Source organism: Citrobacter amalonaticus, assembly GCF_002918555.1.
GTDB classification, from domain to species: Bacteria; Pseudomonadota; Gammaproteobacteria; order Enterobacterales; family Enterobacteriaceae; genus Citrobacter_C; species Citrobacter_C amalonaticus_A.
Genome location: NZ_PQMB01000001.1, coordinates 753,185 through 778,968, shown reverse-complemented (window position 1 = coordinate 778,968; position 25,784 = coordinate 753,185). Strand labels below are relative to the sequence as shown.

27 protein-coding genes are annotated in these 25,784 nt (G+C 53.6%); 21 read left to right on the top strand and 6 right to left on the bottom strand.

The genetic code is table 11. The features are described from left to right. The first annotated feature begins 148 nt into the window (after positions 1 to 148). Genes prmB through C3432_RS03855 form a run of 6 tightly spaced genes read left to right on the top strand, consistent with a single transcriptional unit; the run spans position 149 to position 4,701 of the window. A complete protein-coding gene (gene prmB, locus C3432_RS03880) occupies positions 149 to 1,081 on the top strand; it encodes a 50S ribosomal protein L3 N(5)-glutamine methyltransferase (RefSeq protein ID WP_103775353.1) in 933 nt (310 codons plus the stop codon). Between the two features lie 39 nt (positions 1,082 to 1,120). Further along, positions 1,121 to 2,206: a chorismate synthase gene (gene aroC, locus C3432_RS03875; RefSeq protein WP_103775352.1), complete on the top strand. Its 1,086-nt coding sequence runs from the start codon at positions 1,121 to 1,123 to the stop codon at positions 2,204 to 2,206. Between the two features lie 3 nt (positions 2,207 to 2,209). Beyond that, positions 2,210 to 3,034: a penicillin-insensitive murein endopeptidase gene (gene mepA, locus C3432_RS03870; RefSeq protein WP_103775351.1), complete on the top strand. Its 825-nt coding sequence runs from the start codon at positions 2,210 to 2,212 to the stop codon at positions 3,032 to 3,034. Next, positions 3,034 to 3,843 (top strand): sulfite exporter TauE/SafE family protein, encoded by an 810-nt coding sequence (locus C3432_RS03865; protein ID WP_103775350.1) that lies wholly within the window; start codon positions 3,034 to 3,036, stop codon positions 3,841 to 3,843. The genes mepA and C3432_RS03865 overlap by 1 nt, the downstream gene beginning before the upstream one ends. Then, complete coding sequence (locus C3432_RS03860; RefSeq protein ID WP_103775349.1) at positions 3,843 to 4,391, top strand: elongation factor P hydroxylase; 549 nt, start codon at positions 3,843 to 3,845, stop codon at positions 4,389 to 4,391. The genes C3432_RS03865 and C3432_RS03860 overlap by 1 nt, the downstream gene beginning before the upstream one ends. 31 nt (positions 4,392 to 4,422) lie before the next feature. Then, a complete protein-coding gene (locus C3432_RS03855) occupies positions 4,423 to 4,701 on the top strand; it encodes a YfcL family protein (protein WP_103775348.1) in 279 nt (92 codons plus the stop codon). A 22-nt stretch (positions 4,702 to 4,723) separates the two neighbouring features. On the opposite strand, the gene mnmC is transcribed toward C3432_RS03855, so the two are convergent. Continuing rightward, complete coding sequence (mnmC, locus tag C3432_RS03850) at positions 4,724 to 6,742, bottom strand: bifunctional tRNA (5-methylaminomethyl-2-thiouridine)(34)-methyltransferase MnmD/FAD-dependent 5-carboxymethylaminomethyl-2-thiouridine(34) oxidoreductase MnmC (protein ID WP_181012865.1); 2,019 nt, start codon at positions 6,740 to 6,742, stop codon at positions 4,724 to 4,726. Positions 6,743 to 6,900: 158 nt separating this feature from the next. On the opposite strand from mnmC, the gene fabB reads away from it, so the two are divergent. Then, on the top strand, positions 6,901 to 8,121 hold the full coding sequence (fabB, locus tag C3432_RS03845) for a beta-ketoacyl-ACP synthase I (protein WP_103775346.1): 1,221 nt from the start codon (positions 6,901 to 6,903) through the stop codon (positions 8,119 to 8,121). Positions 8,122 to 8,173: 52 nt separating this feature from the next. Here fabB and C3432_RS03840 read toward each other — a convergent pair whose 3' ends face one another. From C3432_RS03840 to C3432_RS03830, 3 genes are all read right to left on the bottom strand, one after another. After that, positions 8,174 to 8,698: a YbjP/YqhG family protein gene (locus tag C3432_RS03840; protein WP_103775345.1), complete on the bottom strand. Its 525-nt coding sequence runs from the start codon at positions 8,696 to 8,698 to the stop codon at positions 8,174 to 8,176. Beyond that, entirely contained in the window at positions 8,698 to 9,066 is a 369-nt protein-coding gene (locus C3432_RS03835) for an NlpC/P60 family protein (RefSeq protein ID WP_103775344.1), read from the bottom strand. Before C3432_RS03835 ends, C3432_RS03840 begins: the two co-directional genes overlap by 1 nt. Before the next feature lie 155 nt (positions 9,067 to 9,221). Further along, positions 9,222 to 9,473 (bottom strand): helix-turn-helix domain-containing protein, encoded by a 252-nt coding sequence (locus C3432_RS03830; protein ID WP_103775343.1) that lies wholly within the window; start codon positions 9,471 to 9,473, stop codon positions 9,222 to 9,224. A gap of 173 nt (positions 9,474 to 9,646) precedes the next feature. Here C3432_RS03830 and C3432_RS03825 point away from each other — a divergent pair, with 173 nt between their 5' ends. Further along, positions 9,647 to 10,021 carry a hypothetical protein gene (locus C3432_RS03825; RefSeq protein ID WP_103775342.1) on the top strand — a complete coding sequence of 125 codons (375 nt, stop codon included), beginning with the start codon at positions 9,647 to 9,649 and terminating at the stop codon, positions 10,019 to 10,021. A gap of 179 nt (positions 10,022 to 10,200) precedes the next feature. Beyond that, positions 10,201 to 11,376 carry an MFS transporter gene (locus tag C3432_RS03820; RefSeq protein ID WP_103775341.1) on the top strand — a complete coding sequence of 392 codons (1,176 nt, stop codon included), beginning with the start codon at positions 10,201 to 10,203 and terminating at the stop codon, positions 11,374 to 11,376. A gap of 4 nt (positions 11,377 to 11,380) precedes the next feature. Here C3432_RS03820 and C3432_RS03815 read toward each other — a convergent pair whose 3' ends face one another. Next, entirely contained in the window at positions 11,381 to 12,118 is a 738-nt protein-coding gene (locus C3432_RS03815; RefSeq protein ID WP_103775340.1) for a GntR family transcriptional regulator, read from the bottom strand. Between the two features lie 228 nt (positions 12,119 to 12,346). On the opposite strand from C3432_RS03815, the gene C3432_RS03810 reads away from it, so the two are divergent. Next, positions 12,347 to 13,669, top strand: coding sequence for a PTS sugar transporter subunit IIC (locus C3432_RS03810; protein WP_103775339.1), 1,323 nt, complete (start codon positions 12,347 to 12,349; stop codon positions 13,667 to 13,669). A 32-nt stretch (positions 13,670 to 13,701) separates the two neighbouring features. Here the strand turns inward: C3432_RS03810 and flk are convergent, their stop codons facing one another. Beyond that, a complete protein-coding gene (gene flk, locus C3432_RS03805; protein ID WP_103775631.1) occupies positions 13,702 to 14,703 on the bottom strand; it encodes a flagella biosynthesis regulator Flk in 1,002 nt (333 codons plus the stop codon). 104 nt (positions 14,704 to 14,807) lie between these two features. Between flk and pdxB the strand changes: the two genes are divergently transcribed. From pdxB to argT, 11 genes are all read left to right on the top strand, one after another. Then, positions 14,808 to 15,944 carry a 4-phosphoerythronate dehydrogenase PdxB gene (pdxB, locus tag C3432_RS03800; RefSeq protein ID WP_103775338.1) on the top strand — a complete coding sequence of 379 codons (1,137 nt, stop codon included), beginning with the start codon at positions 14,808 to 14,810 and terminating at the stop codon, positions 15,942 to 15,944. 66 nt (positions 15,945 to 16,010) lie between these two features. Next, the gene (locus C3432_RS03795; protein ID WP_103775337.1) at positions 16,011 to 17,024 is read left to right on the top strand and encodes an aspartate-semialdehyde dehydrogenase; all 1,014 of its coding nucleotides are present in this window, start codon (positions 16,011 to 16,013) and stop codon (positions 17,022 to 17,024) included. Continuing rightward, a complete protein-coding gene (gene truA, locus C3432_RS03790; RefSeq protein ID WP_103775336.1) occupies positions 17,024 to 17,836 on the top strand; it encodes a tRNA pseudouridine(38-40) synthase TruA in 813 nt (270 codons plus the stop codon). The genes C3432_RS03795 and truA overlap by 1 nt, the downstream gene beginning before the upstream one ends. 27 nt (positions 17,837 to 17,863) lie before the next feature. Then, positions 17,864 to 18,523: a DedA family protein gene (locus C3432_RS03785; RefSeq protein ID WP_103775335.1), complete on the top strand. Its 660-nt coding sequence runs from the start codon at positions 17,864 to 17,866 to the stop codon at positions 18,521 to 18,523. A gap of 281 nt (positions 18,524 to 18,804) precedes the next feature. After that, the gene (accD, locus tag C3432_RS03780; protein ID WP_103775334.1) at positions 18,805 to 19,719 is read left to right on the top strand and encodes an acetyl-CoA carboxylase, carboxyltransferase subunit beta; all 915 of its coding nucleotides are present in this window, start codon (positions 18,805 to 18,807) and stop codon (positions 19,717 to 19,719) included. 69 nt (positions 19,720 to 19,788) lie between these two features. Beyond that, complete coding sequence (gene folC / locus C3432_RS03775; RefSeq protein WP_103775630.1) at positions 19,789 to 21,057, top strand: bifunctional tetrahydrofolate synthase/dihydrofolate synthase; 1,269 nt, start codon at positions 19,789 to 19,791, stop codon at positions 21,055 to 21,057. Beyond that, positions 21,047 to 21,700, top strand: a complete 654-nt coding sequence (dedD, locus tag C3432_RS03770; RefSeq protein WP_103775333.1) for a cell division protein DedD — start codon at positions 21,047 to 21,049, stop codon at positions 21,698 to 21,700. Before folC ends, dedD begins: the two co-directional genes overlap by 11 nt. Before the next feature lie 236 nt (positions 21,701 to 21,936). Continuing rightward, positions 21,937 to 22,425, top strand: coding sequence for a colicin V production protein (gene cvpA / locus C3432_RS03765; RefSeq protein ID WP_103775332.1), 489 nt, complete (start codon positions 21,937 to 21,939; stop codon positions 22,423 to 22,425). Between the two features lie 71 nt (positions 22,426 to 22,496). Then, positions 22,497 to 24,014 carry an amidophosphoribosyltransferase gene (purF, locus tag C3432_RS03760; RefSeq protein ID WP_103775331.1) on the top strand — a complete coding sequence of 506 codons (1,518 nt, stop codon included), beginning with the start codon at positions 22,497 to 22,499 and terminating at the stop codon, positions 24,012 to 24,014. 99 nt (positions 24,015 to 24,113) lie between these two features. After that, complete coding sequence (gene ubiX / locus C3432_RS03755; RefSeq protein ID WP_103775629.1) at positions 24,114 to 24,683, top strand: flavin prenyltransferase UbiX; 570 nt, start codon at positions 24,114 to 24,116, stop codon at positions 24,681 to 24,683. A 286-nt stretch (positions 24,684 to 24,969) separates the two neighbouring features. Continuing rightward, complete coding sequence (gene argT, locus C3432_RS03750; RefSeq protein WP_103775330.1) at positions 24,970 to 25,752, top strand: lysine/arginine/ornithine ABC transporter substrate-binding protein ArgT; 783 nt, start codon at positions 24,970 to 24,972, stop codon at positions 25,750 to 25,752. Positions 25,753 to 25,784: the final 32 nt, after the last annotated feature.

The window sequence follows — 25,784 nt, the reverse complement described above, 5'->3', positions numbered from 1 at the left end:
TATTTTTCGTTAGTTTACCCGACGGAACAGAAATTCGATCCCCAAAAACGCAATTTTCCGGTTCTGCGACTGCGTGAATGCTGATTTATCGCTGTCTTCGTGGCAAACTAGCCGCCGAATTTAATGCGAGCATGCCCTGGAGGAGTACGTGGATAAAATTTTCGTCGATGAAGCAGTGAGCGATCTGCACACCATTCAGGACATGTTGCGCTGGGCGGTAAGCCGTTTTAGCGCGGCGAATATCTGGTATGGACATGGTACCGATAACCCGTGGGATGAGGCCGTACAGCTGGTGCTGCCGTCCCTCTATCTGCCGCTGGATATCCCTGAAGATATGCGCACCGCACGTCTGACCTCCAGCGAGCGCCATCGTATCGTTGAACGCGTAATCCGCCGTGTCAACGAGCGTATTCCGGTCGCGTATCTGACCAATAAAGCCTGGTTCTGCGGCCACGAATTCTACGTTGATGAACGCGTACTGGTGCCACGCTCGCCGATTGGCGAACTGATCAACAACCGCTTTGCTGGCCTGATCGGCGAACAGCCGCAGCATATTCTGGATATGTGTACTGGCAGCGGCTGCATCGCCATTGCCTGCGCTTACGCTTTCCCGGAAGCAGAAGTCGACGCCGTGGATATTTCCACTGACGCGCTGGCGGTTGCTGAACACAATATTGAAGAGCATGGTTTGATTCACCATGTCACCCCCATTCGTTCCGATCTGTTCCGCGACCTGCCGAAAGTCCAGTATGACCTGATTGTCACCAACCCGCCGTATGTTGATGCGGAAGACATGTCCGATCTGCCGAACGAATATCGTCACGAACCTGAACTGGGCCTGGCGTCCGGTACGGATGGCCTCAAGCTGACCCGTCGTATTCTGGGCAATGCGCCTGATTACCTCTCCGATGACGGCATTCTGATTTGTGAAGTCGGAAACAGCATGGTACATCTGATGGAACAATACCCGGATGTACCGTTCACGTGGCTGGAGTTTGATAACGGTGGGGATGGCGTTTTTATGCTGACCAAAGCCCAGCTGATTGCAGCCCGCGAACATTTCAGCCTCTATAAAGATTAATAACACGCGCACAAACACAACAGATATAACGGAGCCGTGATGGCAGGAAATACAATTGGACAACTCTTTCGTGTAACCACCTTCGGTGAGTCGCACGGGCTGGCGCTCGGCTGTATCGTTGACGGCGTTCCACCAGGGATTCCTCTGACGGAGGCTGACCTACAGCACGACCTCGACAGACGCCGCCCTGGAACCTCGCGTTATACGACCCAGCGTCGTGAGCCGGATCAGGTAAAAATTCTCTCCGGCGTGTTTGAGGGCGTAACCACCGGTACCAGCATTGGCCTGCTGATCGAAAACACCGATCAGCGTTCGCAGGATTACAGCGCCATCAAGGATGTCTTCCGCCCGGGCCACGCTGATTACACCTATGAGCAGAAATACGGTCTGCGCGATTATCGCGGCGGCGGACGCTCTTCTGCCCGTGAAACGGCTATGCGTGTAGCGGCAGGGGCGATCGCCAAGAAATACCTTGCGGAAAAGTTCGGTATTGAAATCCGCGGCTGTCTGACTCAGATGGGGGATATTCCGCTTGAGATCAAAGACTGGCAGCAGGTTGAGCTGAACCCGTTCTTCTGCCCGGATCCGGATAAAATCGACGCGCTGGACGAACTGATGCGGGCGCTGAAAAAAGAGGGCGACTCTATTGGCGCGAAGGTGACGGTGGTGGCCAGCCATGTGCCGGCGGGCCTTGGCGAGCCGGTTTTCGACCGTCTGGATGCGGATATCGCCCACGCGCTGATGAGCATTAATGCGGTGAAAGGCGTGGAGATCGGCGATGGTTTTGATGTGGTGGCGCTGCGCGGTAGCCAGAATCGCGACGAAATCACCAAAGACGGTTTCCAGAGCAATCACGCGGGCGGCATTCTGGGCGGTATCAGCAGCGGTCAGCCGATCGTTGCGCATATGGCACTTAAGCCAACCTCCAGTATTACGGTACCCGGTCGCACCATTAATCGCTTCGGCGAAGAAGTGGAGATGATCACCCGGGGGCGCCACGATCCGTGTGTGGGGATCCGTGCGGTGCCGATCGCCGAAGCGATGCTGGCGATCGTCCTGATGGATCACCTGCTACGTCAACGAGCGCAAAATGCGGATGTGAAGACTGATATTCCACGCTGGTAAGAGATGAAAAAAACCGCGATAGCATTGCTGGCCCTGCTTGCCAGCGCGAGCAGTCTGGCGGCAACGCCGTGGCAGAAGATAACCCAGCCGGTGGCGGGCAGCGCCCAGTCCATCGGCGGTTTTTCAAACGGATGCATTGTCGGGGCGGCGACGCTCCCCGTGCAGTCCGAAATTTACCAGGTGATGCGTACTGACCAGCGTCGCTATTTCGGTCATCCGGATCTGGTGATGTTTATTCAGCGACTCAGCACTCAGGTGAACAACCTGGGGCTGGGAACCGTGCTGATTGGTGATATGGGAATGCCCGCTGGTGGGCGCTTCAACGGTGGACATGCCAGCCATCAGACCGGGCTGGATGTCGATATTTTTCTTCAGTTGCCGAAAACGCGCTGGACGCAGTCGCAACTGCTGCGGCCTCAGGCGCTGGATCTGGTTGCCCGGGATGGCAAACACGTGGTTCCGTCATTGTGGAAACCGGAAATTTCCAGTCTGATCAAGCTGGCGGCGGAAGACAACGACGTCACGCGTATTTTTGTGAATCCCGCCATTAAGCAACAACTTTGTCTGGATGCCGGAGCCGATCGCGACTGGTTGCGAAAAGTGCGGCCCTGGTTCCAGCATCGTGCGCATATGCATGTACGATTACGCTGCCCTGCTGACAGCCTTGAGTGTGAAGATCAGCCTTTACCTCCGCCGGGTGATGGATGCGGCGCAGAGCTGCAAAGCTGGTTCGAACCAGCGAAACCCGGAACAACTAAGCCTGAGAAGAAGACACCGCCGCCGCTGCCGCCTTCCTGCCAGGCGCTACTGGATGAGCATGTACTCTGATGGATAATTTTATCGACCTGTTCATGGTCTCCCCGTTGCTGTTGCTTATTCTGTTCTTTGTCGCGGTATTGGCGGGTTTTATTGATTCTATTGCCGGAGGTGGGGGATTACTGACCATTCCTGCCCTGATGGCGGCGGGGATGTCACCGGCGAATGCGCTGGCAACCAACAAATTGCAGGCATGTGGCGGATCCATCTCATCATCACTCTATTTTATCCGGCGTAAAGTCATCAACCTGGCGGATCAAAAGCTCAATATTGCGATGACCTTTCTTGGCTCGATGGCCGGTGCGCTGCTGGTTCAGCACGTGCAGGCCAATGTGTTGCGCCAGATCCTGCCGGTGCTGGTTATCTGCATCGGTCTCTATTTTTTACTGATGCCTAAATTGGGTGAAGAAGACAGGCAGCGCCGGCTTTACGGATTGCCTTTTGCCCTGATCGCCGGGGGATGCGTCGGTTTTTACGATGGTTTTTTCGGCCCGGCTGCGGGATCGTTTTATGCGCTGGCTTTTGTCACACTGTGTGGATATAACCTCGCAAAATCAACGGCTCACGCTAAGCTGCTGAACGCCACTTCGAATGTCGGTGGTCTGCTGTTGTTCATTATTGGCGGTAAAGTGATTTGGGCCACTGGGTTTGTGATGCTAATTGGTCAGTTTCTTGGCGCGCGGATGGGCTCGCGTCTGGTGCTGAGTAAGGGGCAAAAGCTGATTCGACCAATGATCGTCATCGTCTCAGCAGTGATGAGCGCCAAATTACTTTATGATAGCCATGGACAGGAGATCCTCCACTGGTTGGGGATGAACTAATGAACAGTACGCACCACTACGAACAGTTAATTGAAATTTTTAACGGCTGCTTTGCCGATGATTTTAATACCCGTCTGATTAAAGGTGACGACGAACCGATCTATCTTCCTGCTGATGCGGAGATCCCGTATCACCGTATTATTTTTGCCCACGGCTTTTACGCCAGCGCCCTGCATGAGATTTCGCACTGGTGCATTGCGGGGAAAGCGCGTCGTGAGCAGGTTGATTTCGGCTACTGGTATTGCCCGGACGGACGCGATGCCGAGACTCAGGGCAAATTTGAAGATGTGGAAGTCAAACCCCAGGCCTTTGACTGGCTGTTTTGCGTGGCGGCGGGTTATCCGTTTAACGTCAGCTGCGACAACCTGGAAGGGAATTTCGAACCGGACCGCGTGGTCTTCCAGCGTCGGGTTCATGCGCAGGTAATGGCGTATCTGGAGCACGGTATTCCGGAACGTCCGGCCCGTTTTATTAAAGCGCTACAGAATTATTATCACACGCCTGAACTTAAGGCGGAACAGTTCCCGTGGCCGGAAGCGCTCAACTGAAGCCAGCGCCACGTTACAATGAGGAAAGAAGATGATCGCGGAGTTTGAATCACGCATTCTGGCATTAATCGATGACATGGTAGAGCATGCGAGCGATGATGAGCTGTTTGCCAGCGGGTATTTGCGTGGCCACCTGACGTTAGCCGTCGCTGAACTGGAAGGCGGCGACGACCACTCCGCGCAAGCGGTGTATGCCAGCGTCACAAACAGCCTGGAAAAAGCAATCGGGGCAGGTGAACTGTCGCCGCGCGATCAGGCGTTAGTGAAGGAGATGTGGGACGCCTTGTTCCAGAAGGCAACGCAGCCATAATTGCCCGCAGGCCGGATGACGCTCACGCTGATCCGGCCTGCGTTTTCACCGCTTTACCCTTCAATAACTTCCTTACCCACAGTCGATTCGGATTTAACGCCGCCAGCGTGCCGGCATCCAGTGGGATGGGTTCATCGCTCATTTGCGCCGCCAGAATCTCTGCGCACAGTGGGGCGGAGCACAGCCCGCGGGAACCCAGCGCCGCTAACATAAATAGATCGGAACAGACGGGGGCTGGCTCAGCGTTCTCTTTATGTTCCGCGAGGTTTGCATACCGGGTGAGCGTTTGCGCATAGTCCGGCACATTGCCAACCATCGGAAGATGATCGCGAGTCGCGCAGCGGACGCCGCAGCGTGCCTCTTTGCCGCTGATATCCACCTCCTCCGCCCATTCGGCATGGGGAAAACAATTAATCAGCCGTTGTCTGTTTTGCTGCTGATCGTCCTCGCGGTAGACCGTCTCTTCGTTCCCCCGATGATAGCTCGCACCGATACAGTGTTGCTGACGGGCCGGGTTCTGCGGCGTGAGATAGCCGTCATAGCACAACACCTGGCGCAGCGCCGAGAGCGCCGGCGTGGTGGGGATATGGCTGACCTGCCCGCCGACGGAGTAGACTGGCAGATCCTGCGTCTGGGAAAAACGCGTGATTTGATAACCGTTCGCCAATACCACCACCTGATGTTCTGCCCGTTTACCCTTAGCGAACGTTAACTGCCAGCCTGCTTCGTGTGCTGAAAGGGCGGTCAGCGAATGTTGAAAGTGGGTATGTAGTCCCTGCTTTTTGGCAAGCTGAAGCACGGCGGTGGTCAGCGCTTCCGGACATAGCCAGCCGCCCTGCGGCCAGGTGATGCCACCGCACTCTGTTTTAACGCCTGTGCGTTGGCAGACCTCATCTGCGTCCACAGCAACGGCCAACGCTTCGGGTAAATCCAGCGACAGAATCTGGGCGATTTTTTGCTGGCTTTTTTCGTCCCAGCCAAGCTGCGTCACCCCGCACCAGTCGTGTGCAAACTCAACGGGCAGGGCATCATACAGACGGCGGGCGAAGGTAAAGGCAGACTGGAAAAAGAGATTGATTGCTGCATCATGCTTGCTGAGTAATGGATACAGCGCTCCCTGACGGTTTCCGGAAGCGCCCTGCGCAGGTTTTTCATCCTCACAGTACAGTGTGACCTGCCAGCCGCGGCGCAGTAGCGCCAGCGAGAGCAGGGCGCTGGCAATACCGCCGCCAACGATTGCCGCTTCACGTTTTTCGGTTCCGCGGCGTGCGAACCAGGGCATGGGAGAGGTGGGCGTAAGCGCTTGCTCCATCGTTCCGCAGAGCATTTCACGTTTGCGACCAAAACCTTTGCATTTTTGCATTGTAAATCCGGCCTCCTGCAAGCCCCGGCGCACAAATCCCGCGGAGGTGAAGGTTGCCAGCGTGCCACCGGGCCGGGCCAGTCGCGCCATCGCGTTGAACAGGTTCTGCGTCCACATATCGGGATTTTTGGCCGGAGCAAAGCCATCAAGGAACCAGGCATCCACTTTTTGATTCAGGGTTTCATCCAGTTGATCGGTCAGCTCATTAATATCACCAAACCACAGATCCAGCGTGACGCGTCCCTGATCCAACAACAGGCGATGACAACCGGCCAGCGGCAGCGGCCACTGGGCCTGAAGCTGCTCTGCCCAGGGGGTAAGCTCCGGCCAGCGTTGATGGGTGGCGATTAAATCACGCTGGTCGAGCGGAAATTTTTCAAAACTGATGAAATGTAATCTTTGTAGCGTAGCCTCAGGATGTGCAGCCCGAAATGTGGCAAATGCCTGCCAGAGAGTCAGGAAGTTGAGCCCGGTGCCGAAACCGCTCTCGGCGACCACGAATAATGGACGCGGATAGTCGGGAAAACGTTCCGCGAGATGGTTGCCGTCGAGAAAAACATAACGTGTTTCTTCCAGTCCATTATCATTAGAAAAGTAGACATCGTCGAAATCTCGGGAAACAGGTGTACCCTCAGCATTGAATTCGAGGTTGGCAGATTGTATAGCGTATTGTTTCACGTAAGTTACTCGTCTGACAGGCTGTGCCACGATCTTAGCGATGTGTGCCTGGCGGCGCAAATTTCCGCACAAATTGGCTGATCGGACTTGTTCGGCGTACAAGTGTACGCTATTGTGCCTCTCGAAACTTACTATAGTGCGACTTACAGAGGTATTGAATGAAACGTGCAGTGATTACTGGCTTGGGCATCGTTTCCAGCATCGGTAATAACCAGCAGGAAGTCCTGGCATCTCTGCGTGAAGGACGTTCAGGGATCACTTTCTCTCAGGAGCTGAAGGACTCCGGCATGCGTAGCCACGTTTGGGGCAACGTAAAACTGGATACCAATGGCCTCATTGACCGCAAAGTAGTGCGCTTTATGAGCGACGCATCCATCTATGCTTATCTTTCTATGGAGCAGGCCGTGGCCGATGCTGGCCTTGCTGCAGACGTTTACCAGAACAATCCGCGCGTTGGCCTGATCGCAGGTTCCGGCGGCGGCTCCCCGCGTTTTCAGGTTTTTGGCGCTGACGCAATGCGCAGCCCGCGTGGCCTGAAAGCGGTTGGCCCGTATGTGGTCACTAAAGCGATGGCATCCGGCGTTTCTGCCTGCCTCGCTACGCCGTTCAAAATTCACGGCGTCAACTACTCTATCAGCTCTGCCTGCGCGACTTCCGCACACTGTATTGGCAACGCTGTTGAACAAATTCAGCTGGGCAAACAGGACATCGTGTTTGCTGGCGGCGGCGAAGAACTGTGCTGGGAAATGGCATGCGAATTCGACGCGATGGGCGCACTGTCCACCAAATATAACGACGATCCGTCCAAAGCCTCCCGTACCTATGACGCGAGCCGTGACGGTTTCGTTATCGCTGGCGGCGGCGGTATGGTTGTGGTCGAAGAGCTGGAGCACGCACTGGCGCGCGGCGCGCACATCTATGCAGAAATCGTTGGCTACGGCGCAACGTCCGATGGCGCTGACATGGTTGCACCGTCAGGCGAAGGCGCAGTGCGTTGTATGCAGATGGCGATGCACGGCGTTGACACGCCGATTGACTACCTGAACTCTCACGGTACCTCTACGCCAGTCGGCGACGTGAAAGAGCTGGGGGCAATTCGTGAAGTGTTTGGCGATAACAGCCCGGCAATCTCCGCGACCAAAGCCATGACCGGTCACTCTCTGGGCGCAGCGGGCGTGCAGGAAGCGATCTACTCTCTGCTGATGCTGGAACACGGCTTTATTGCGCCGAGCATCAACATTGAAGAGATGGATGAAAAGGCGGCAGGTCTGAACATCGTGACCGAAGCTACCGAGCGTGAACTGACGACGGTGATGTCAAACAGCTTTGGCTTCGGCGGCACCAACGCTACGCTGGTGATGCGTAAGCTGAAGGCGTAAGTCTCAGATTGAATGCAAAGAAGGGAGCCAACAGGCTCCCTTCTTACCGTGTTTACTTCGGCATTTTTTCGTATTCCGGCGCGATTTCAGCGGACCATGCTCTGGCTCGCGTAATCTCTCCGGCATTGTAAATGGGCTGCTCGTAATGACGACCCGCGTCCCGAACACGGTAAATTTTCCACCGTCCTTCCTCCCACCGGGTATAAACCTCCAGTTGAATAGGGGCTGACTCAGTGCCTAACTGAAGGCTCAGTTTTTCACCGCCGAGGAATGGCTGCGCCTGTCCAACCCGCAACAGCGAGATCCATGCCGGTGCGTAATCCTGCACATACATAAAGTAGTCCGCTTGCACGATCTCCTGCTCATAAAGCGTATCAATCAGCGCCAGACGCCCGATAACCTCTTTTGCGACATAGCGTTGTAGTAATGCTGACGTTTCGCGGGGCGCATCCGGATCCTGAGTGTAGATCTTCATCCACGAGAGATAGAACTGTTTTACATCCTGCGTGCTGTCGCGGCGAGCAGGTGTACAGCCACAAATCAGCAGGATGAGAGCAATCAGTGAAAAGGCTTTCATTACTTCTTCCTGTAAATGGTGTATGACGGCTTTGCGGTCCGGTAACCCGGACCAGCCCACATGTCTCGCTGTCTGAAGTCGGAATACCAGTCATGACCGTCATATATCGCCATGTGACCGCTCGGGTTTCCATTGGCATAAGGTTGAATGATGATGACATCCCCTTCGCGCGGCTCTTCAAGCGCGCCAATGGCGCTGAAACCGGCGTTTTTCAGCATCGGACCATAATCTTTGGCATGGTAAGTACGCCCAAGAGTAACACCGCCTGCCTGAACAGCTTTGCGGGTATATTCCGCACAGCGCCCTTGTGAATGTGAACCCGCGTGCGATTTGGCGTAATTAACCGCCACCTTTTTATCCCAACTCATAACGACTCCTGTTAATAGCATACGTAATAGCAATTACGTGATGCTTTAACAGTATTTACGCTATTGGAAATAGCAAATAGTGCTATTAATATTCTCAATGCGTTAAGTTGAAATATTTATTAATTTATATGGTCGATAAATCACGAGCGATCTATTTAATATTCAGTATTACTTGTTTTATCTTCCGGCTGTTGGCGTGGATAGCGTGACGGCCAAATCACGTCTGGCGAGGTTTCGAGCGCCTGCGCAATGATCTTTTCCGCTCTGGGCCAGCTTCGGGTAAATACATTGCGCAGTGAATCGGGTGATAATCCAGCCGCACGAGAAAGATCTCTGAGCGTGATTCCTCTTTTTTCCAGTGCACTTTTAATATCTGCACGATGCCAGTCTTGGCTTTTGTGTTCCATTCTGTAATCCTAAGGAAATGTGTTATCGGCGCCGATATTTTTCAGGGTATAAACCAGAGTAACAAAAGAACGTAACTTTCTTTTTTGTCACTGGAATATTGCCAGAATAAAACTGAAATTTCGCGCAAAAGAAAAAATATTTTTTATTCCACAGGCAGAAAGGAAAGAAACTAATGGCAAAAGAGTGGTTCACGGTAAAGGAATGTCTTGAATTGCCGGGGTTTCCAGGAAGCGCGCCTGCGGTTCGTTCCCGTTTAAACATGTACAGTGAAGGCAAAGAGGGCGTGAAGCGCAAACGTGTCAAATCAAAGGCTGAGGAGTTCCATATCTCCATTTTCCCTTTGTATGTCCGTCCTTACCTGAAAGAAACTGAAAAGGTGCTGGCCTTAGAGAGCCGTTCCGTACAGGAAGCGGAACCGAAAGAGATCTGGGATATGATGTTCAGACTGCTGACGCCAGGGCAGCGCAAGCAGGTGACCGGACTGTTTGGCACAAAAGGAATTGATGCGGTATTTCCTTTTTTATTCGACGAAAAGTCGACTTTGTGATCCAGCCTGGTGAGATTTCAGGGTTGACAAATTTAGTGGCTCACAGGCAGACTTCGCATTCAACATTGTCTATCTGATAATGCGTAAGCGTTTAACGTCATCCAACGCACCTTAATCCTGATGGTCAGGTGGAGGGGGCGTGGTATCTCCTCGCCTTACTCTGCATTCTGGAGTAACGCATGACAGCACTAACCCAACAAGAAAAAAAACCTTCTGCGAATTTTTCGCTCTTTCGTATCGCTTTTGCGGTGTTCCTGACCTATATGACGGTCGGCCTGCCGTTGCCGGTGATCCCGCTTTTTGTGCACCAGGAACTGGGCTATGGCAACACCATGGTAGGTATCGCCGTCGGTATTCAGTTTCTGGCAACGGTATTAACCCGTGGTTATGCCGGGCGTCTGGCCGATCAGTACGGCGCCAAACGTTCTGCATTACAGGGGATGTTCGCCTGCGCTCTTGCGGGTGGTGCATGGCTGCTGGCAGCGTTGCTGCCGGTTAGCGTGCCCGTAAAATTTGCGCTGCTGATTGTCGGGCGTCTGCTCCTTGGCTTTGGTGAAAGCCAGCTGCTGACGGGGACATTGACCTGGGGGCTGGGGCTGGTTGGGCCAACGCGTTCCGGCAAGGTGATGTCATGGAATGGAATGGCGATTTATGGCGCGTTGGCAGTCGGGGCACCGCTGGGCTTGCTGATCCATAGCCATTATGGTTTTGCTGCGTTGGCAGTGACAACAATGGGGCTTCCACTGCTGGCATGGGCGTTTAACGGGACGGTTCGCAAGGTACCGACTCAGACGGGCGAGCGGCCATCGCTGTGGAGCGTGGTCGGGCTTATCTGGAAGCCCGGTCTGGGGCTGGCGTTGCAGGGGGTAGGGTTCGCCGTTATTGGCACCTTTATCTCGCTCTATTTTGCCAGCCACGGCTGGGCGATGGCGGGCTTTACGCTGACCGCATTTGGCGGCGCGTTTGTCGTCATGCGCGTATTGTTTGGCTGGATGCCGGATCGCTTCGGTGGCGTTAAGGTGGCTATTGCCTCTTTACTGGTGGAAACGGTGGGACTGATCCTGCTATGGCAGGCACCGACGGCGTGGATTGCGCTGCTGGGGGCGGCATTAACCGGGGCCGGGTGTTCGCTTATCTTCCCGGCGCTGGGCGTTGAGGTGGTAAAGCGCGTTCCTTCGCAGGTACGCGGGACGGCGCTGGGCGGTTACGCGGCCTTTCAGGATATCTCCTACGCCGTCACAGGCCCGCTGGCCGGGCTTCTGGCCACATCTTTTGGCTATCCTTCCGTGTTCCTCGCGGGAGCGATTTCCGCAGCTGCCGGAGTGCTGGTGACGTTACTGTCGTTTCGTCGATAAATGTTTATTCGCCCGTCTTCGGGAACTGGAGACGGGCGACCGCTTTGCGTGGAATGTAGTATTTCACCTGAAACTCGAACACGTTGGTATAGAGAATGGAATAATCGATGGGTTTTTGCTGCTCGTCGACAGCCTGGGTGTATATTTTGATAATCGGGTCCAGCGTGCTGATATGCAATAATTTCGCCAGTTCCGCAGAGGGCAACATCGGTAAAACAGACTCATAACACCCATCAATTTGGACTCCACATTCATTTTCTATATATGAAAATTTTGATTTCTGCATATGGGCGATGGTCAGGTCGGGAAAGCGCGTCGCTGAAAGCCAGGTCTCCTCTAACTGCATGGCGATATTATTGATAAAGCGCAGTCTTTTGGCGTAATAAACCAGATCGCCATGCTGTAACTGCAACCCTTTGGCGATCTCCTCTGAGGCCGTTTGCAGTTCGAATTTGAGGATCTGGCTCGATGGATTTTTTCCTTCATTACGGGCAATTTCGCTGAAGCTGTCCAAATGGGCGACCGACGCCTGGAAATGCTTGCTGCGTATCCATGTGCCGGAACCATGCCGACGCTCAACTAATTCTGCCTCTTCGAGTTCTTTTAACGCCTTACGCAGGGTATTACGCGAAACGTTATAGAGCGCCGCCAGTTCTTTCTCTGAGGGGAGAAGATCGCCAATATTGTATGATGGACTATTAATTCTCTTTTTGAGCAGATTAACGATATTTTTATAAATCACTTTTGCACCTCTTAAATCCCTGTATAAACATGGCATTGTCATTTTATGTGGCTGTATTCAAATCAACACGTTCATTTTTATCGTCATTTTTGAACAACTTTACCACGGCTAACTGTGATCAACCTTGAAGACAAGAAAAATTACCTTTATTAAGGTGGCGACGACGTTGCGTTATTTCATATCCATGAAAATGGCATATATATTATTAACTATTAATTAGGGAATACCATGAGTTTTATGGATGCTTTTGAACGTGGCATGGAGAAAATCCTTGTCCCTGTGGCCATGAAATTGAATTCGCAGATTCATGTTTCGGCAATTCGCGATGCTTTTATCTTATCGTTCCCGATAGTAATGGCCAGTTCGCTAATTATACTGATTAATTTTGCTATTTTATCTCCTGATGGTTTTATCGCCAGCCTTCTGCATCTGGGCGCAATTTTTCCGCATCTCTCCGATGCGCAACAAATTTTTACGCCGGTGATGAACGGTTCGGTCAATATCATGGCGATATTGATTACGTTTCTGGTTGCCCGCAATATTGCGATCAGTTTTCAGCAGGATGATTTATTGTGTGGATTAACGGCGATTGGCGCTTTTTTTGTGGTGTACACCCCTTATACCGTCATTGACGGTCAGGCTTATATGACCACCAAATATCTTGGGCCGCAGGGATTATTTGTCGCTGTTATTGTCGCCATGATATCCAGCGAAATTTTTTGTCGTCTGGCGAGAAATCCAAAAGTTACCATTGCCATGCCCGACGCCGTACCGCCTGCCGTCGCCCGTTCATTTAAGGTGCTGTTGCCGATCTGCCTGGTGATGATGCTATTTTCTGTCGCCAATTACCTGTTGACGAAAATTTCTCCGGACGGCCTTAATGATTTGATCTACACGCTGATTCAGGCACCGCTGAAAAATATGGGTACCAATATTGTTACCGTGCTGGTGCTCGGGGTGGTGTCTAACTTTCTGTGGATGCTGGGGATCCATGGGCCAAATACGGTAGCCGCGATTCGTGAGACGATTTTTTCGGAGGCGAATCTGGAAAACCTCTCATACGCCGCATCTCATGGCGCCACCTGGGGAGCGCCTTATCCCATCACCTGGAGTGGGATATACGACGCTTTCGCCAACTGCGGCGGTTCGGGAATGACGCTGGGATTATTACTGGCGATCTTCATTGCTTCACGGCGTAAAGATTACCGCGATCTGGCAAAGATGGCCTTTATTCCGGGGTTATTTAATATCAATGAACCGGTGATGTTCGGTTTACCCGTGGTACTGAATCCAGTCCTGATTATTCCTTTTATTCTGGTACCGTTTGTGAATTCTCTGATCGGTTATTTCTTTATCACTCTGGAAATTATTCCACCGATTGCTTACGCCGTTCCGTGGACGACGCCAGGCCCGCTTATCGCTTTCTTCGGCACCGGGGGGAACTGGCTCGCACTTCTTGTCGGTATTCTTTGCCTGATTGTTTCAACACTCATCTATTTACCCTTTGTGATTGCCGCGAACAAAGTGAATAGCGCATCGGCAGCCGAATAATTTCATCACCGATGGCAATCGTGGCGGGGCGGTTAGCTCACCAGCCAAAAAATAAACAGGGTCACCAGCAGCACGGTAAACAGCAGTCCGGGGCGTAATGAGACTGATTTTAGCGTTTCAATCACTGGCGCAAACGGGCTGAAGATCGGCTGAATATGATGCGGTTCGGTCGACTCTCTTTCGCGCTGTACGCGGCGCAAAAAGATCTGATTAAGCAGGTCCAGCACCTGCGCCGTTGTCAGGATGGTTTGCGGCTGGATTTGGTACGTCTGCTGGGCGTAATCTTTTAACGCCGACAGGTCATCCGCCTCCAGCGGCTGCTTCAGTGCCGCCTGAAGCGTCTGCAGCGTGGGGGCATGCTGCAGGCTCAGGGTCTGGCGCGCCTGTAGCCAGGTCACCAGATGGGTGAACTGTTTTGCCGGGATCAGTTCGCCACTTTTGACACCGGAGAGTTCCAGCATTGACTGCCAGATCTGTTTACCCGATTCGCCCGTAGCGGCTGCCAGTTTGGTCACCAGTTGGTTAAGCGTATTGTGCTCGGCAGGCAGGAGCGGCCTGTCGGTTGCCGGACGCTGCTGTGGCTGGGGGATCGACAGCGTACCTTGCTGTAACAGGGTCAGCACGTTTTTAAGCTGTTCAGGCGTGAGCTGGCTGAGCGCGGTTTGCCCATATTGCTGACGGATATAATCGCTGACCGCCTGGCGGTTATTTCCCTGATTCAGTAGCTCTGTAAGCCGGAAAAGTACCTGCCGGGTGGCGTGGTTTTGTTGGGCAACCTCCAGGCGCTGACTCAGGTTCTGTTCGGCGGCAGGAAAGTGGCGTGATAAAAGCGGCGTATCGCTTTTTACCCCCAGATCGTGTTTCATTCCGGCCCAGACCTCTGCGCTCTGTTGCTGAGTCATGGCGATCAGGCGCGTTATCAGCCTTTCCAGCACCGTGCGTTGTTGCGTGGAAAGCGGCTGTTCACCTGCGACAGACGGCAGGTTTTGGCCTTCACCTGGAGGGTGCGCGGGAGTACCGGAAATGGGTTGCATCATCACTAATCCTTAAAACCATAAATCTATGCAAAGTATGCCTGGCGACGAGATTATGGCACACTTGCCCGGTTAACTCTCGTTCTCAAGCAGGTACGACAGACGTGAAAATCCTCGTTGATGAAAATATGCCTTATGCCCGCGAATTATTCAGCCGCCTGGGCGAGGTAAAAGCGGTTTCTGGCCGCCCGATTCCCGTAGCAGAACTCGATGATGCCGACGCCTTAATGGTACGTTCGGTCACGAAAGTGAACGAAGCGCTACTGGGTGGAAAACCCGTGAAGTTCGTCGGTACCGCGACGGCGGGGACCGATCATGTGGACGACGGCTGGCTTAAGCAGGCCGGAATTGGTTTTTCTGCTGCACCAGGCTGTAACGCCATTGCGGTGGTTGAGTACGTTTTCTCGTCACTGTTAATGCTGGCCGAACGTGACGGCTTTGCGTTAAGCGACCGCACCGTGGGTATCGTCGGCGTGGGTAACGTCGGCGGCCGCCTGCAGGCCCGGCTGGCGGCGCTGGGGATCCGCACGTTGTTGTGCGATCCGCCGCGTGCCGATGGCGGTGATGAAGGCGATTTTCGCTCGCTGGAGGAACTGGTGCAGGAAGCGGATATCCTGACTTTTCATACGCCGCTGTTTAAAGAGGGACCGTATAAAACCTTGCATCTGGCCGACGAGGCGCTTATTCGTCGCCTGAAGCCGGGAAGTATTCTGATTAACGCCTGCCGTGGTCCGGTTGTTGATAACGCCGCACTGCTGGCGCGCCTCAATGCCGGACAGCAGCTGAGCGTGGTGCTGGACGTCTGGGAGGGGGAGCCGGATCTTAACGTCGCGCTGCTGGATAAAATCGATATCGGCACCTCGCACATCGCGGGCTATACGCTGGAAGGCAAGGCGCGTGGCACCACGCAAGTTTTTGAAGCGTACAGTGCTTTTATTGGCCGCGAGCAGCATGTCGCGCTGGACACGCTGCTGCCAGCACCGGAGTTTGGGCGCATTACCCTGCACGGTCCGCTGGATCAGCCGACGCTGAAAAGGCTGGTGCATTTGGTGTATGATGTGCGCCGCGATGATGCGCCGCTGCGTAAAGTCGCCGGAATTCCGGGTGAATTTGATAAGTTGCGTAAAAATTACCTTGAGCGTCGTGAGTGGTCGTCGCTGTATGTGATGTGTGACGATGCCGACGCGGCTACATTGTTGTGTAAACTGGGTTTTAACGCTGTTCATCACCCGACACGTTAATGTCTTTTTAATGCTCCCTGCTGAATAATCGGCAGGGATGCTTTTGTTTTTCTGGAGTAAACCACCATGTCTGAAGGCTGGAACATTGCCGTCCTGGGCGCGACGGGCGCCGTAGGCGAAGCCCTGCTCGAAACGCTGGCTGAACGCCAGTTCCCGGTTGGGGAAATTTATGCGCTGGCACGTAATGAAAGCGCAGGTGAACATCTGCGTTTTGGTGGTAAGTCCGTCATCGTTCAGGATGCCGCTGAATTTGACTGGACCCAGGCGCAGCTGGCGTTTTTTGTTGCCGGTGTGGAAGCGACGGCAGCCTGGGTCGAAGAGGCGACCAATGCCGGTTGCCTGGTGATCGACTCCAGCGGTCTGTTTGCCCTCGAGCCGGATGTCCCACTGGTTGTGCCGGAAGTGAACCCGTTTGTCCTGGCGGATTACCGTAACCGTAATGTGATTGCGGTGCCGAACAGCCTCACCAGCCAGCTGCTGGCATCGCTGAAGCCGCTGATCGATCAGGGCGGGCTTTCGCGTATCGCCGTGACCTGTCTGCTTTCTGCCTCTGCGCGGGGTAAAAAAGCGGTGGATGCGCTGGCCGGGCAGAGCGCGAAGCTGCTCAACGGCATTCCTGTCGACGAAGATGATTTCTTTGGTCGCCAACTGGCGTTCAATATGCTGCCTCTGCTGCCGGATCGTGAAGGCAGCGTGCGCGAGGAGCGCCAAATCGTTGATGAAGTGCGTAAAATTTTGCAGGATGAGGGGCTGATGGTCTCCGCGAGCTGCGTGCAGTCGCCGGTGTTTTATGGTCACGCGCAAATGGTGAATTTTGAAGCGCTGCGGCCTTTGTCGGCTGAAGAGGCGCGCGATGCCTTTGCCCGCGGTGAAGATATCGTATTGTCTGAAGAGAGCGATTTCCCGACTCAGGTGGGCGATGCCTCCGGGAATCCACAGCTTTCCGTCGGCTGCGTACAAAATGATTACGGTATGCCGGAGCAGATCCAGTTCTGGTCGGTTGCCGATAACGTACGTTTCGGCGGCGCGCTCATGGCGGTAAAAATTGCTGAAAAGCTGGTGCAGGAGTACCTGTACTAATGTCTGACCAGCAACAACGGCCAGTCTGTAAAATTGCGCTGGGTATTGAGTACGACGGCAGCAAGTATTATGGCTGGCAGCGGCAGAATGAAGTTCGCAGCGTGCAGGAAAAGCTTGAGAAGGCGCTTTCTCAGGTTGCCAACGAGCCGATCAACGTATTTTGCGCCGGGCGGACCGATGCGGGCGTTCATGGTACGGGGCAGGTGGTGCATTTTGAAACCACCGCGCTGCGCAAAGACGCCGCGTGGACGCTGGGCGTAAATGCGAATTTGCCGGGTGACATCGCCGTGCGCTGGGTTAAAGCGGTGCCAGAAGATTTTCATGCCCGTTTTAGCGCCACGGCTCGCCGTTATCGCTACATCATCTACAATCATCGACTGCGCCCGGCGGTGTTAGGTAAAGGTGTCACGCATTATTATGAACCGCTGGATGCGGCACGTATGCATCGGGCGGCTCAGTGTCTGATTGGCGAAAATGATTTCACGTCGTTTCGCGCCGTGCAGTGCCAGTCGCGCACGCCGTGGCGTAACGTGATGCACATAATCGTGACGCGTCACGGCCCTTATGTGGTGGTCGATATCAAAGCGAATGCCTTTGTACATCATATGGTCAGGAATATTGTCGGTAGCCTGATGGAAGTAGGCGCCCACAACCAGCCGGAGAGCTGGATAGCAGAGCTGTTGGCGGCGAAGGACAGAACGCTTGCAGCGGCAACGGCGAAGGCGGAAGGGCTGTATCTGGTTGCGGTAGATTACCCTGACCGGTTTGACCTTCCCAAACCCCCTATGGGCCCGCTATTTTTGGCGGACTAATTTGAGTCGTACAAGGTATAGGCAACTATGGACCTGATTTACTTCCTCATTGATTTTATTCTGCACATTGATGTGCATCTGGCGGAGCTGGTCGCGGAGTATGGCGTCTGGGTGTATGCCATTTTGTTCCTGATCCTCTTTTGCGAAACCGGTCTGGTGGTCACGCCGTTCCTGCCGGGGGATTCGCTGCTGTTCGTCGCAGGTGCGCTGGCGTCGCTGGAGACCAACGATCTTAACGTGCATACGATGGTTGTCCTGATGCTGATTGCCGCGATTGTCGGTGATGCGGTGAACTATACAATTGGTCGGCTGTTTGGCGAGAAATTATTCAGCAATCCGGATTCCAAAATTTTCCGTCGTAGCTATCTGGATAAAACCCACCAGTTTTATGAAAAACATGGCGGTAAAACCATTATCCTCGCCCGTTTTGTGCCAATTGTCAGAACGTTTGCGCCGTTTGTGGCGGGAATGGGGCATATGTCATATCGTCATTTCGCGGCCTATAACGTTATCGGCGCGCTGCTCTGGGTGCTGATCTTCACCTACGCCGGCTATTTCTTTGGCACGATCCCTATGATTCAGAATAATCTCAAGTTATTGATTGTTGCGATTATTGTGGTTTCCATATTGCCGGGCGTCATTGAGATCGTTCGTCACAAACGTGCAGCAACAAGAGCACAAAAATAGAAACAAACTATCCGGTTCGACCACTTTTTTATCCAAAGTTTCGGGCTGTTATGTTTTAATGTGCAACATTCATGGTCTGTTGGGGGCAAAAATGGCATTATGCGCCCCTTAACAGCAACGCTGACGTGTGCACAACATCATTCAGTCTGCGTCGAGGCGGCAACGGAGTGGATCCTCGGGAGCTTACATAAGTAAGTGACTGAAGTAAGCAAAGGCAGCCAACAAAGAGGCAACCTGAAGGATGAAGTGTATCGGACCAGGTTCAGGCAGAAAGGTCATAAATGAGCTGGATTGAACGAATTAAAAGCAACATTACTCCCACCCGCAAGGCAAGCATTCCTGAAGGGGTGTGGACCAAATGTGATAGCTGCGGTCAGGTTTTATACCGTGCTGAGCTGGAACGTAATCTTGAGGTCTGTCCGAAGTGTGACCATCATATGCGCATGTCGGCGCGCAATCGCCTGCATAGCCTGTTAGATGAAGGTTCTCTTGTGGAACTGGGTAGCGAGCTTGAGCCGAAAGATGTTCTGAAGTTCCGCGATTCCAAGAAGTACAAAGACAGACTGGCTTCCGCACAAAAAGAAACCGGTGAGAAAGACGCGCTGGTGGTAATGAAAGGCACGCTTCACGGTATGCCGATCGTCGCCGCGGCGTTTGAGTTTGCCTTCATGGGCGGCTCTATGGGCTCTGTGGTTGGCGCACGCTTTGTGCGTGCCGTTGAGCAGGCGCTGGAAGATAACTGCCCGCTGATCTGCTTCTCTGCTTCCGGCGGTGCGCGTATGCAGGAAGCGCTGATGTCGCTGATGCAGATGGCGAAAACGTCTGCGGCACTGGCTAAAATGCAGGAGCGTGGTCTGCCGTATATCTCCGTGCTGACCGACCCAACGATGGGTGGCGTTTCCGCCAGCTTCGCGATGCTGGGCGATCTGAACATCGCGGAACCGAAAGCGTTGATTGGTTTTGCAGGCCCGCGTGTTATTGAGCAAACCGTACGTGAGAAACTGCCGCCGGGATTCCAGCGCAGTGAGTTCCTGATTGAAAAAGGCGCTATTGATATGATTGTCCGCCGTCCTGAGATGCGCCTTAAACTGGCAAGCGTCCTGGCGAAGCTGATGAATCTGCCCGCGCCAAATCCGGATGCCCCGCGCGAAGGCGTCGAGGTGCCACCGGTACCCGATCAGGAACCCGAGGCCTGATTGCTGAAAAGGGCAGGGCCACAGGCGCTGCCCTTTTGCTTTTCTCAACGTAACGAAATTACAGGCATCATGGACAATAAACGCATACCTCAAGCCGCGTCGCCCCTGGCCTCGTGGCTTTCTTATCTGGAAAATCTGCACGGTAAACCCATCGATCTGGGCCTTGCGCGCGTAAGTACAGTGGCGGCGAATCTGGGCGTGCTGAAGCCGGCTCCGTTTGTGTTTACCGTTGCCGGAACTAACGGTAAAGGAACCACCTGTCGTACGCTTGAGTCCATGCTCACTGCGGCAGGATATAAAGTTGGGGTTTACAGTTCGCCGCATCTGGTGCGTTATACCGAACGTGTGCGCGTAGAGGGAAAAGAGCTGCCGGAATTGGCGCATACGACGTCGTTTGCTGAGATTGAAGCCGCTCGCGGCGACATTTCCCTGACCTATTTTGAATACGGTACGCTGTCGGCGCTGTGGCTGTTTAAAGTGGCTAAACTGGATGTGGTCATCCTGGAAGTGGGGCTTGGCGGACGGCTTGATGCGACAAATATCGTGGATGCGGATGTCGCCGTGGTGACCAGCATCGCACTCGATCATACCGACTGGCTGGGACCGGATCGCGAAAGCATTGGCCGTGAGAAGGCCGGAATTTTCCGTGACGAAAAGCCTGCGATTGTCGGCGAACCGGAAATGCCTTACACCATCGCAGATGTGGCGCAAGAGACCGGGGCGATTATACAGCGTTGCGGCGTGGACTGGCATTATGAGGTCTCAGGCGACGGCTGGAACTTTACCGACAGTCACGGTACGTTGACGAACCTGCCGCTGCCACAGGTGCCGCAGCCTAACGCCGCGACGGCCCTGGCCGCGCTGCGCGCCAGTGGGCTGACTGTGAGCGAGCAGGCCATTCGCGACGGTATCGCTCAGGCGATTTTACCGGGACGCTTTCAGGTTGTGAGCGAATCGCCGCGGGTTATTCTCGATGTCGCGCATAATCCTCACGCAGCGGAATATCTGACTGGCCGTCTGAAAATGTTACCGAAAAATGGGCGAGTACTTGCTGTTATCGGTATGCTACATGATAAGGATATTGCGGGAACGTTGGCCTGGCTGAAAAGCGTGGTCAATGACTGGTATTGTGCACCGCTGGAAGGGCCGCGAGGCGCAACGGCAGAACAGTTGCTGGAACATCTGGGTAAAGGTAATGTCTATGACAGCGTTGCGCTTGCCTGGCATGCCGCGCTGGCGGACGCAAAACCAGAAGATACCGTGCTGGTGTGTGGATCGTTTCACACCGTCGCACATGTCATGGAAGTGATGGACACGGGGAGAATCGGTGGCGAGTAAATTTCAGAATCGTTTAGTCGGCACGATTGTGCTGGTCGCGCTCGGGGTGATTGTGCTTCCCGGGTTGCTCGACGGGCAGAAAAAACATTATCAGGATGAGTTTGCGGCGATCCCTTTGGTGCCGAAACCGGGCGATCGTGATGAACCCGATATGATGCCTGCCGCCACTCAGGCGTTGCCCACTCAGCCACCGGAAGGGGCTGCGGAAGAGGTTCGTGCAGGCGATGCGGCGGCACCGTCACTGGATCCTTCACACTATGTCTCAACGAACCACGTTGAGCCTGACCCGATTCCGGTTGAGCAACCGAAACCAAAGCCGCAGCCTAAACCACAGCCAAAACCGCAGGCTGACACAACTCCGGCGCCGAAACCGGTAGCCGAAGAGAAGCCCGCCCCGACGGGGAAAGCGTATGTGGTGCAGCTTGGCGCGCTCAAAAATGCCGACAAGGTCAATGAGATAGTGGGTAAACTTCGTAGCGCAGGCTTCCGGGTATATACTTCCCCGTCAACGCCAGTGCAGGGTAAAATCACCCGTATTCTCGTAGGGCCAGATGCCTCCAGAGACAAGCTGAAAAATTCGCTGGGCGAACTGCAGCAGATCTCCGGTTTGAGCGGGGTGGTGATGGGCTACAGCCCTAACTAACCGGCATCGTTGCCTGGTGGTATGTTGCTTCGTCGCGCGATATTTCTGTCGCCCGGATAAGGTGCTTACACCGCCATCCGGCAATGCCTGAAGAGGCAAAAAGTTTGATGGCGTTGAATATTTTTTCAGCGCCATTTTTATTTACGCGGGGGAAGGAAATCCCTACGCAAACGTTTTCTTTTTCTGTTAGAATGCGCCCCGAACAGGACGACAGGGCGTAAAATCGTGGGACACATATGGTCTGGATTGATTACGCCATTATCGCGGTGATTGCTTTCTCCTGTCTGGTTAGCCTGATCCGTGGCTTTGTTCGTGAAGCGTTATCGTTGGTGACATGGGGTTGTGCTTTCTTTGTCGCCAGCCATTACTACACTTACCTGTCTGTCTGGTTTTCGGGCTTTGAAGACGAACTGATTCGAAACGGAATTGCCATCGCGGTGTTGTTTATCGCGACGCTTATTGTCGGCGCTATCGTTAACTATGTGGTAGGTCAGCTGGTCGAGAAAACCGGCCTGTCGGGTACCGACAGGGTACTGGGGGTCTGTTTCGGGGCGCTGCGTGGTGTGTTGATTGTTGCTGCCATTCTGTTCTTTCTCGATACCTTCACCGGTCTGTCGAAAAGTGAGGACTGGAGCAAGTCGCAACTTATCCCGGAGTTCAGTTTCATCATCAGATGGTTCTTTGACTATCTGCAAAGCTCGTCAAGTTTCTTGCCCAGAGCATAAGCGCTCTGAGATGTGGCTTAGAGCCTGGTTTATTAGCCTAATGAACCAGGCTCTTAACGAGGAAAAGACGTATGTGCGGTATTGTCGGTATCGCCGGTGTTATGCCGGTAAACCAGTCGATTTATGACGCGTTAACGGTGCTTCAGCATCGTGGTCAGGATGCTGCGGGCATCATCACCATTGATGCGAATAATTGCTTCCGTCTGCGTAAGGCCAATGGGCTGGTGAGCGATGTGTTTGAAGCTCGCCATATGCAGCGTATGCAGGGCAACATGGGCATCGGCCATGTGCGTTACCCAACGGCTGGCAGCTCAAGTGCCTCCGAAGCTCAACCCTTTTACGTTAACTCACCGTACGGCATCACGCTTGCTCACAACGGCAATCTGACTAACGCTCACGAGTTGCGTAAAAAGTTGTTTGAGGAAAAACGCCGCCACATCAATACCACCTCTGATTCTGAAATCCTGCTTAATATCTTCGCCAGCGAACTGGATAACTTCCGTCACTATCCGCTGGAGGCTGATAACATTTTTGCCGCGATTGCCGCCACCAACCGTCAGATCCGCGGAGCCTATGCCTGTGTGGCGATGATTATCGGTCACGGGATGGTCGCTTTTCGCGATCCGAACGGCATTCGTCCGCTGGTGCTGGGTAAACGCGATGTTGGCGATGGCCGTACTGAATATATGGTGGCCTCCGAGAGCGTGGCACTGGATACTCTGGGCTTTGAATTCCTGCGCGATGTTGCACCTGGCGAAGCGGTCTACATCACGGAGAAAGGCCAGCTTTTCACCCGTCAGTGCGCAGATAACCCGGTCAGCAACCCGTGTCTGTTTGAGTATGTCTACTTCGCGCGTCCGGACTCCTTCATTGACAAAATTTCTGTCTACAGCGCCCGTGTCAATATGGGGACTAAGCTGGGTGAGAAAATTGCCCGTGAATGGGAAGATCTGGATATCGATGTGGTGATCCCGATCCCGGAAACCTCCTGCGATATCGCGCTGGAAATTGCCCGTATTCTTGGAAAACCGTACCGTCAGGGGTTTGTGAAAAACCGTTATGTGGGCCGTACCTTTATCATGCCGGGGCAGCATCTGCGTCGTAAATCAGTACGGCGTAAGCTGAACGCCAACCGGGCGGAGTTCCGTGATAAAAACGTGCTGCTGGTGGACGACTCCATTGTCCGTGGCACCACGTCAGAACAAATTATCGAAATGGCGCGTGAAGCCGGGGCGAAAAAGGTCTATCTGGCTTCAGCGGCACCGGAAATTCGTTTTCCGAACGTTTACGGTATCGACATGCCGACCGCCAACGAGCTGATTGCCCACGGACGTGAAGTGGATGAAATTCGCCAGATCATCGGTGCCGACGGTCTTATCTTCCAGGATCTGGACGATCTGATCGACGCTGTTCGTACGGAAAACCCGGATATTCAGCAGTTTGAGTGCTCGGTGTTTAACGGCGTGTACGTCACTAAAGATGTCGACCAGTCCTATCTCGATTTCCTTGATTCACTGCGTAATGACGATGCCAAAGCGGTACAGCGTCAGAACGAGGTGGAAAACCTGGAAATGCATAACGAAGGTTAAGTGTTGCCCCGTAAGGGTGCCAGTGTGGCGGGCACCCTGGTTTGCAACTGTGCGCAAAATCCTGCACAGTTGACCTGGATTAAAGCGTGGGCGATAAAAATGAAACGACTCATTGTAGGGATTAGCGGCGCCAGTGGCGCAATTTATGGCGTGCGTTTGCTGCAGGTGCTGCGTGACGTGGCGGATGTGGAAACGCATCTGGTAATGAGTCAGGCGGCCCGACAGACGCTCAGCCTGGAAACCGACTATTCCCTGCGTGAAGTGCAGGCGCTGGCGGATGTCACTCATGATGCGCGGGATATTGCTGCCAGCATCTCATCAGGATCGTTTCAGACCGCAGGAATGGTTATTCTGCCCTGTTCAATTAAAACCCTGTCCGGCATTGTACACAGTTATACCGACGGTCTTCTTACGCGGGCGGCGGATGTGGTGCTGAAAGAACGCCGTCCTCTTGTGCTGTGCGTGCGTGAAACGCCGCTGCATTTAGGTCATCTGCGCCTCATGACCCAGGCGGCGGAAATTGGGGCGATAATCATGCCGCCAGTTCCGGCGTTTTATCATCGGCCGCAGTCACTTGATGATGTGATTAATCAAACCGTTAATCGCGTACTTGACCAGTTTGCTATCTCCCTTCCACAGGATCTTTTCACCCGCTGGCAGGGGGCGTAGTTGCCTCTTCAGCATACCGTTTTATTGCCATTGCCCTGTTTGAGGGCAATTTTGTAACCGCGATCATATCCTCAACATTTAATTGGCCAAAACGTATCGAAACGCTGCGGCTCAACCGTCAGACCTGCTATCTTCAACATCAGGATAATATTGCAACGTTTTATTAACATATTTAACGTCGAATATCCTCATCGGCGCGAAAATGGCATAAGACCTGCATGAAGAAGCCTGCAAACACACAACACAACGTAAAACATAATAAGATCACGCTACCTGAGGGTTATGTATGAAGAAGTCGATTCTCGCTCTGTCTTTGCTGATGGGACTGTCTGCAACGGCAACCAGCTATGCAGCACTTCCACAGACGGTACGTATTGGAACAGATACGACCTACGCACCTTTCTCCTCTAAAGATGCCAAAGGCGATTTTGTCGGCTTTGATATCGATCTGGGCAATGAGATGTGCAAGCGTATGCAGGTGAAATGTACCTGGGTCGCCAGCGACTTTGACGCGCTGATCCCGTCGTTAAAGGCGAAAAAGATAGATGCCATTATCTCTTCGCTCTCCATAACGGATAAGCGCCAGCAGGAAATCGCCTTCTCCGACAAGCTCTACGCGGCCGATTCACGCCTGATTGCGGCGAAGGGGTCACCCATTCAGCCAACGCTGGATGCGCTGAAAGGCAAGCATGTGGGTGTTCTGCAGGGGTCAACTCAGGAAGCTTACGCCAATGATACCTGGCGCAGTAAAGGTGTGGATGTTGTCGCGTATGCCAACCAGGATCTCATCTATTCCGACCTGACGGCAGGGCGTCTGGATGCCGCATTGCAGGATGAAGTTGCCGCCAGTGAAGGCTTCCTCAAACAGCCTGCCGGTAAAGACTATGCCTTTGCCGGTCCTTCGGTGAAAGACAAAAAGTACTTTGGTGATGGTACCGGCGTCGGTCTGCGTAAAGAGGATACCGCGCTGAAAGCTGCCTTTGATAAAGCGTTGACCGATCTGCGTAAAGATGGCACCTACGACAAGATGGCGAAAAAATATTTTGACTTTAATGTCTACGGCGACTGATACGCAAAACGGGAATTTACTGTCTCATTACG

Bases quoted from the DNA above. Each gene is read 5' to 3' on its own strand.
- aroC (WP_103775352.1), top strand. From the start codon at position 1,121: ATGGCAGGAAATACAATTGGACAACTCTTTCGTGTAACCACCTTCGGT.
- mepA (WP_103775351.1), top strand. From the start codon at position 2,210: ATGAAAAAAACCGCGATAGCATTGCTGGCCCTGCTTGCCAGCGCGAGC.
- C3432_RS03865 (WP_103775350.1), top strand. From the start codon at position 3,034: ATGGATAATTTTATCGACCTGTTCATGGTCTCCCCGTTGCTGTTGCTT.
- C3432_RS03860 (WP_103775349.1), top strand. From the start codon at position 3,843: ATGAACAGTACGCACCACTACGAACAGTTAATTGAAATTTTTAACGGC.
- C3432_RS03855 (WP_103775348.1), top strand. From the start codon at position 4,423: ATGATCGCGGAGTTTGAATCACGCATTCTGGCATTAATCGATGACATG.
- fabB (WP_103775346.1), top strand. From the start codon at position 6,901: ATGAAACGTGCAGTGATTACTGGCTTGGGCATCGTTTCCAGCATCGGT.
- C3432_RS03840 (WP_103775345.1), bottom strand. From the start codon at position 8,698: ATGAAAGCCTTTTCACTGATTGCTCTCATCCTGCTGATTTGTGGCTGT.
- C3432_RS03835 (WP_103775344.1), bottom strand. From the start codon at position 9,066: ATGAGTTGGGATAAAAAGGTGGCGGTTAATTACGCCAAATCGCACGCG.
- C3432_RS03830 (WP_103775343.1), bottom strand. From the start codon at position 9,473: ATGGAACACAAAAGCCAAGACTGGCATCGTGCAGATATTAAAAGTGCA.
- C3432_RS03825 (WP_103775342.1), top strand. From the start codon at position 9,647: ATGGCAAAAGAGTGGTTCACGGTAAAGGAATGTCTTGAATTGCCGGGG.
- C3432_RS03820 (WP_103775341.1), top strand. From the start codon at position 10,201: ATGACAGCACTAACCCAACAAGAAAAAAAACCTTCTGCGAATTTTTCG.
- C3432_RS03810 (WP_103775339.1), top strand. From the start codon at position 12,347: ATGAGTTTTATGGATGCTTTTGAACGTGGCATGGAGAAAATCCTTGTC.
- flk (WP_103775631.1), bottom strand. From the start codon at position 14,703: ATGCAACCCATTTCCGGTACTCCCGCGCACCCTCCAGGTGAAGGCCAA.
- C3432_RS03795 (WP_103775337.1), top strand. From the start codon at position 16,011: ATGTCTGAAGGCTGGAACATTGCCGTCCTGGGCGCGACGGGCGCCGTA.
- truA (WP_103775336.1), top strand. From the start codon at position 17,024: ATGTCTGACCAGCAACAACGGCCAGTCTGTAAAATTGCGCTGGGTATT.
- C3432_RS03785 (WP_103775335.1), top strand. From the start codon at position 17,864: ATGGACCTGATTTACTTCCTCATTGATTTTATTCTGCACATTGATGTG.
- accD (WP_103775334.1), top strand. From the start codon at position 18,805: ATGAGCTGGATTGAACGAATTAAAAGCAACATTACTCCCACCCGCAAG.
- folC (WP_103775630.1), top strand. From the start codon at position 19,789: ATGGACAATAAACGCATACCTCAAGCCGCGTCGCCCCTGGCCTCGTGG.
- cvpA (WP_103775332.1), top strand. From the start codon at position 21,937: ATGGTCTGGATTGATTACGCCATTATCGCGGTGATTGCTTTCTCCTGT.
- purF (WP_103775331.1), top strand. From the start codon at position 22,497: ATGTGCGGTATTGTCGGTATCGCCGGTGTTATGCCGGTAAACCAGTCG.
- ubiX (WP_103775629.1), top strand. From the start codon at position 24,114: ATGAAACGACTCATTGTAGGGATTAGCGGCGCCAGTGGCGCAATTTAT.
- argT (WP_103775330.1), top strand. From the start codon at position 24,970: ATGAAGAAGTCGATTCTCGCTCTGTCTTTGCTGATGGGACTGTCTGCA.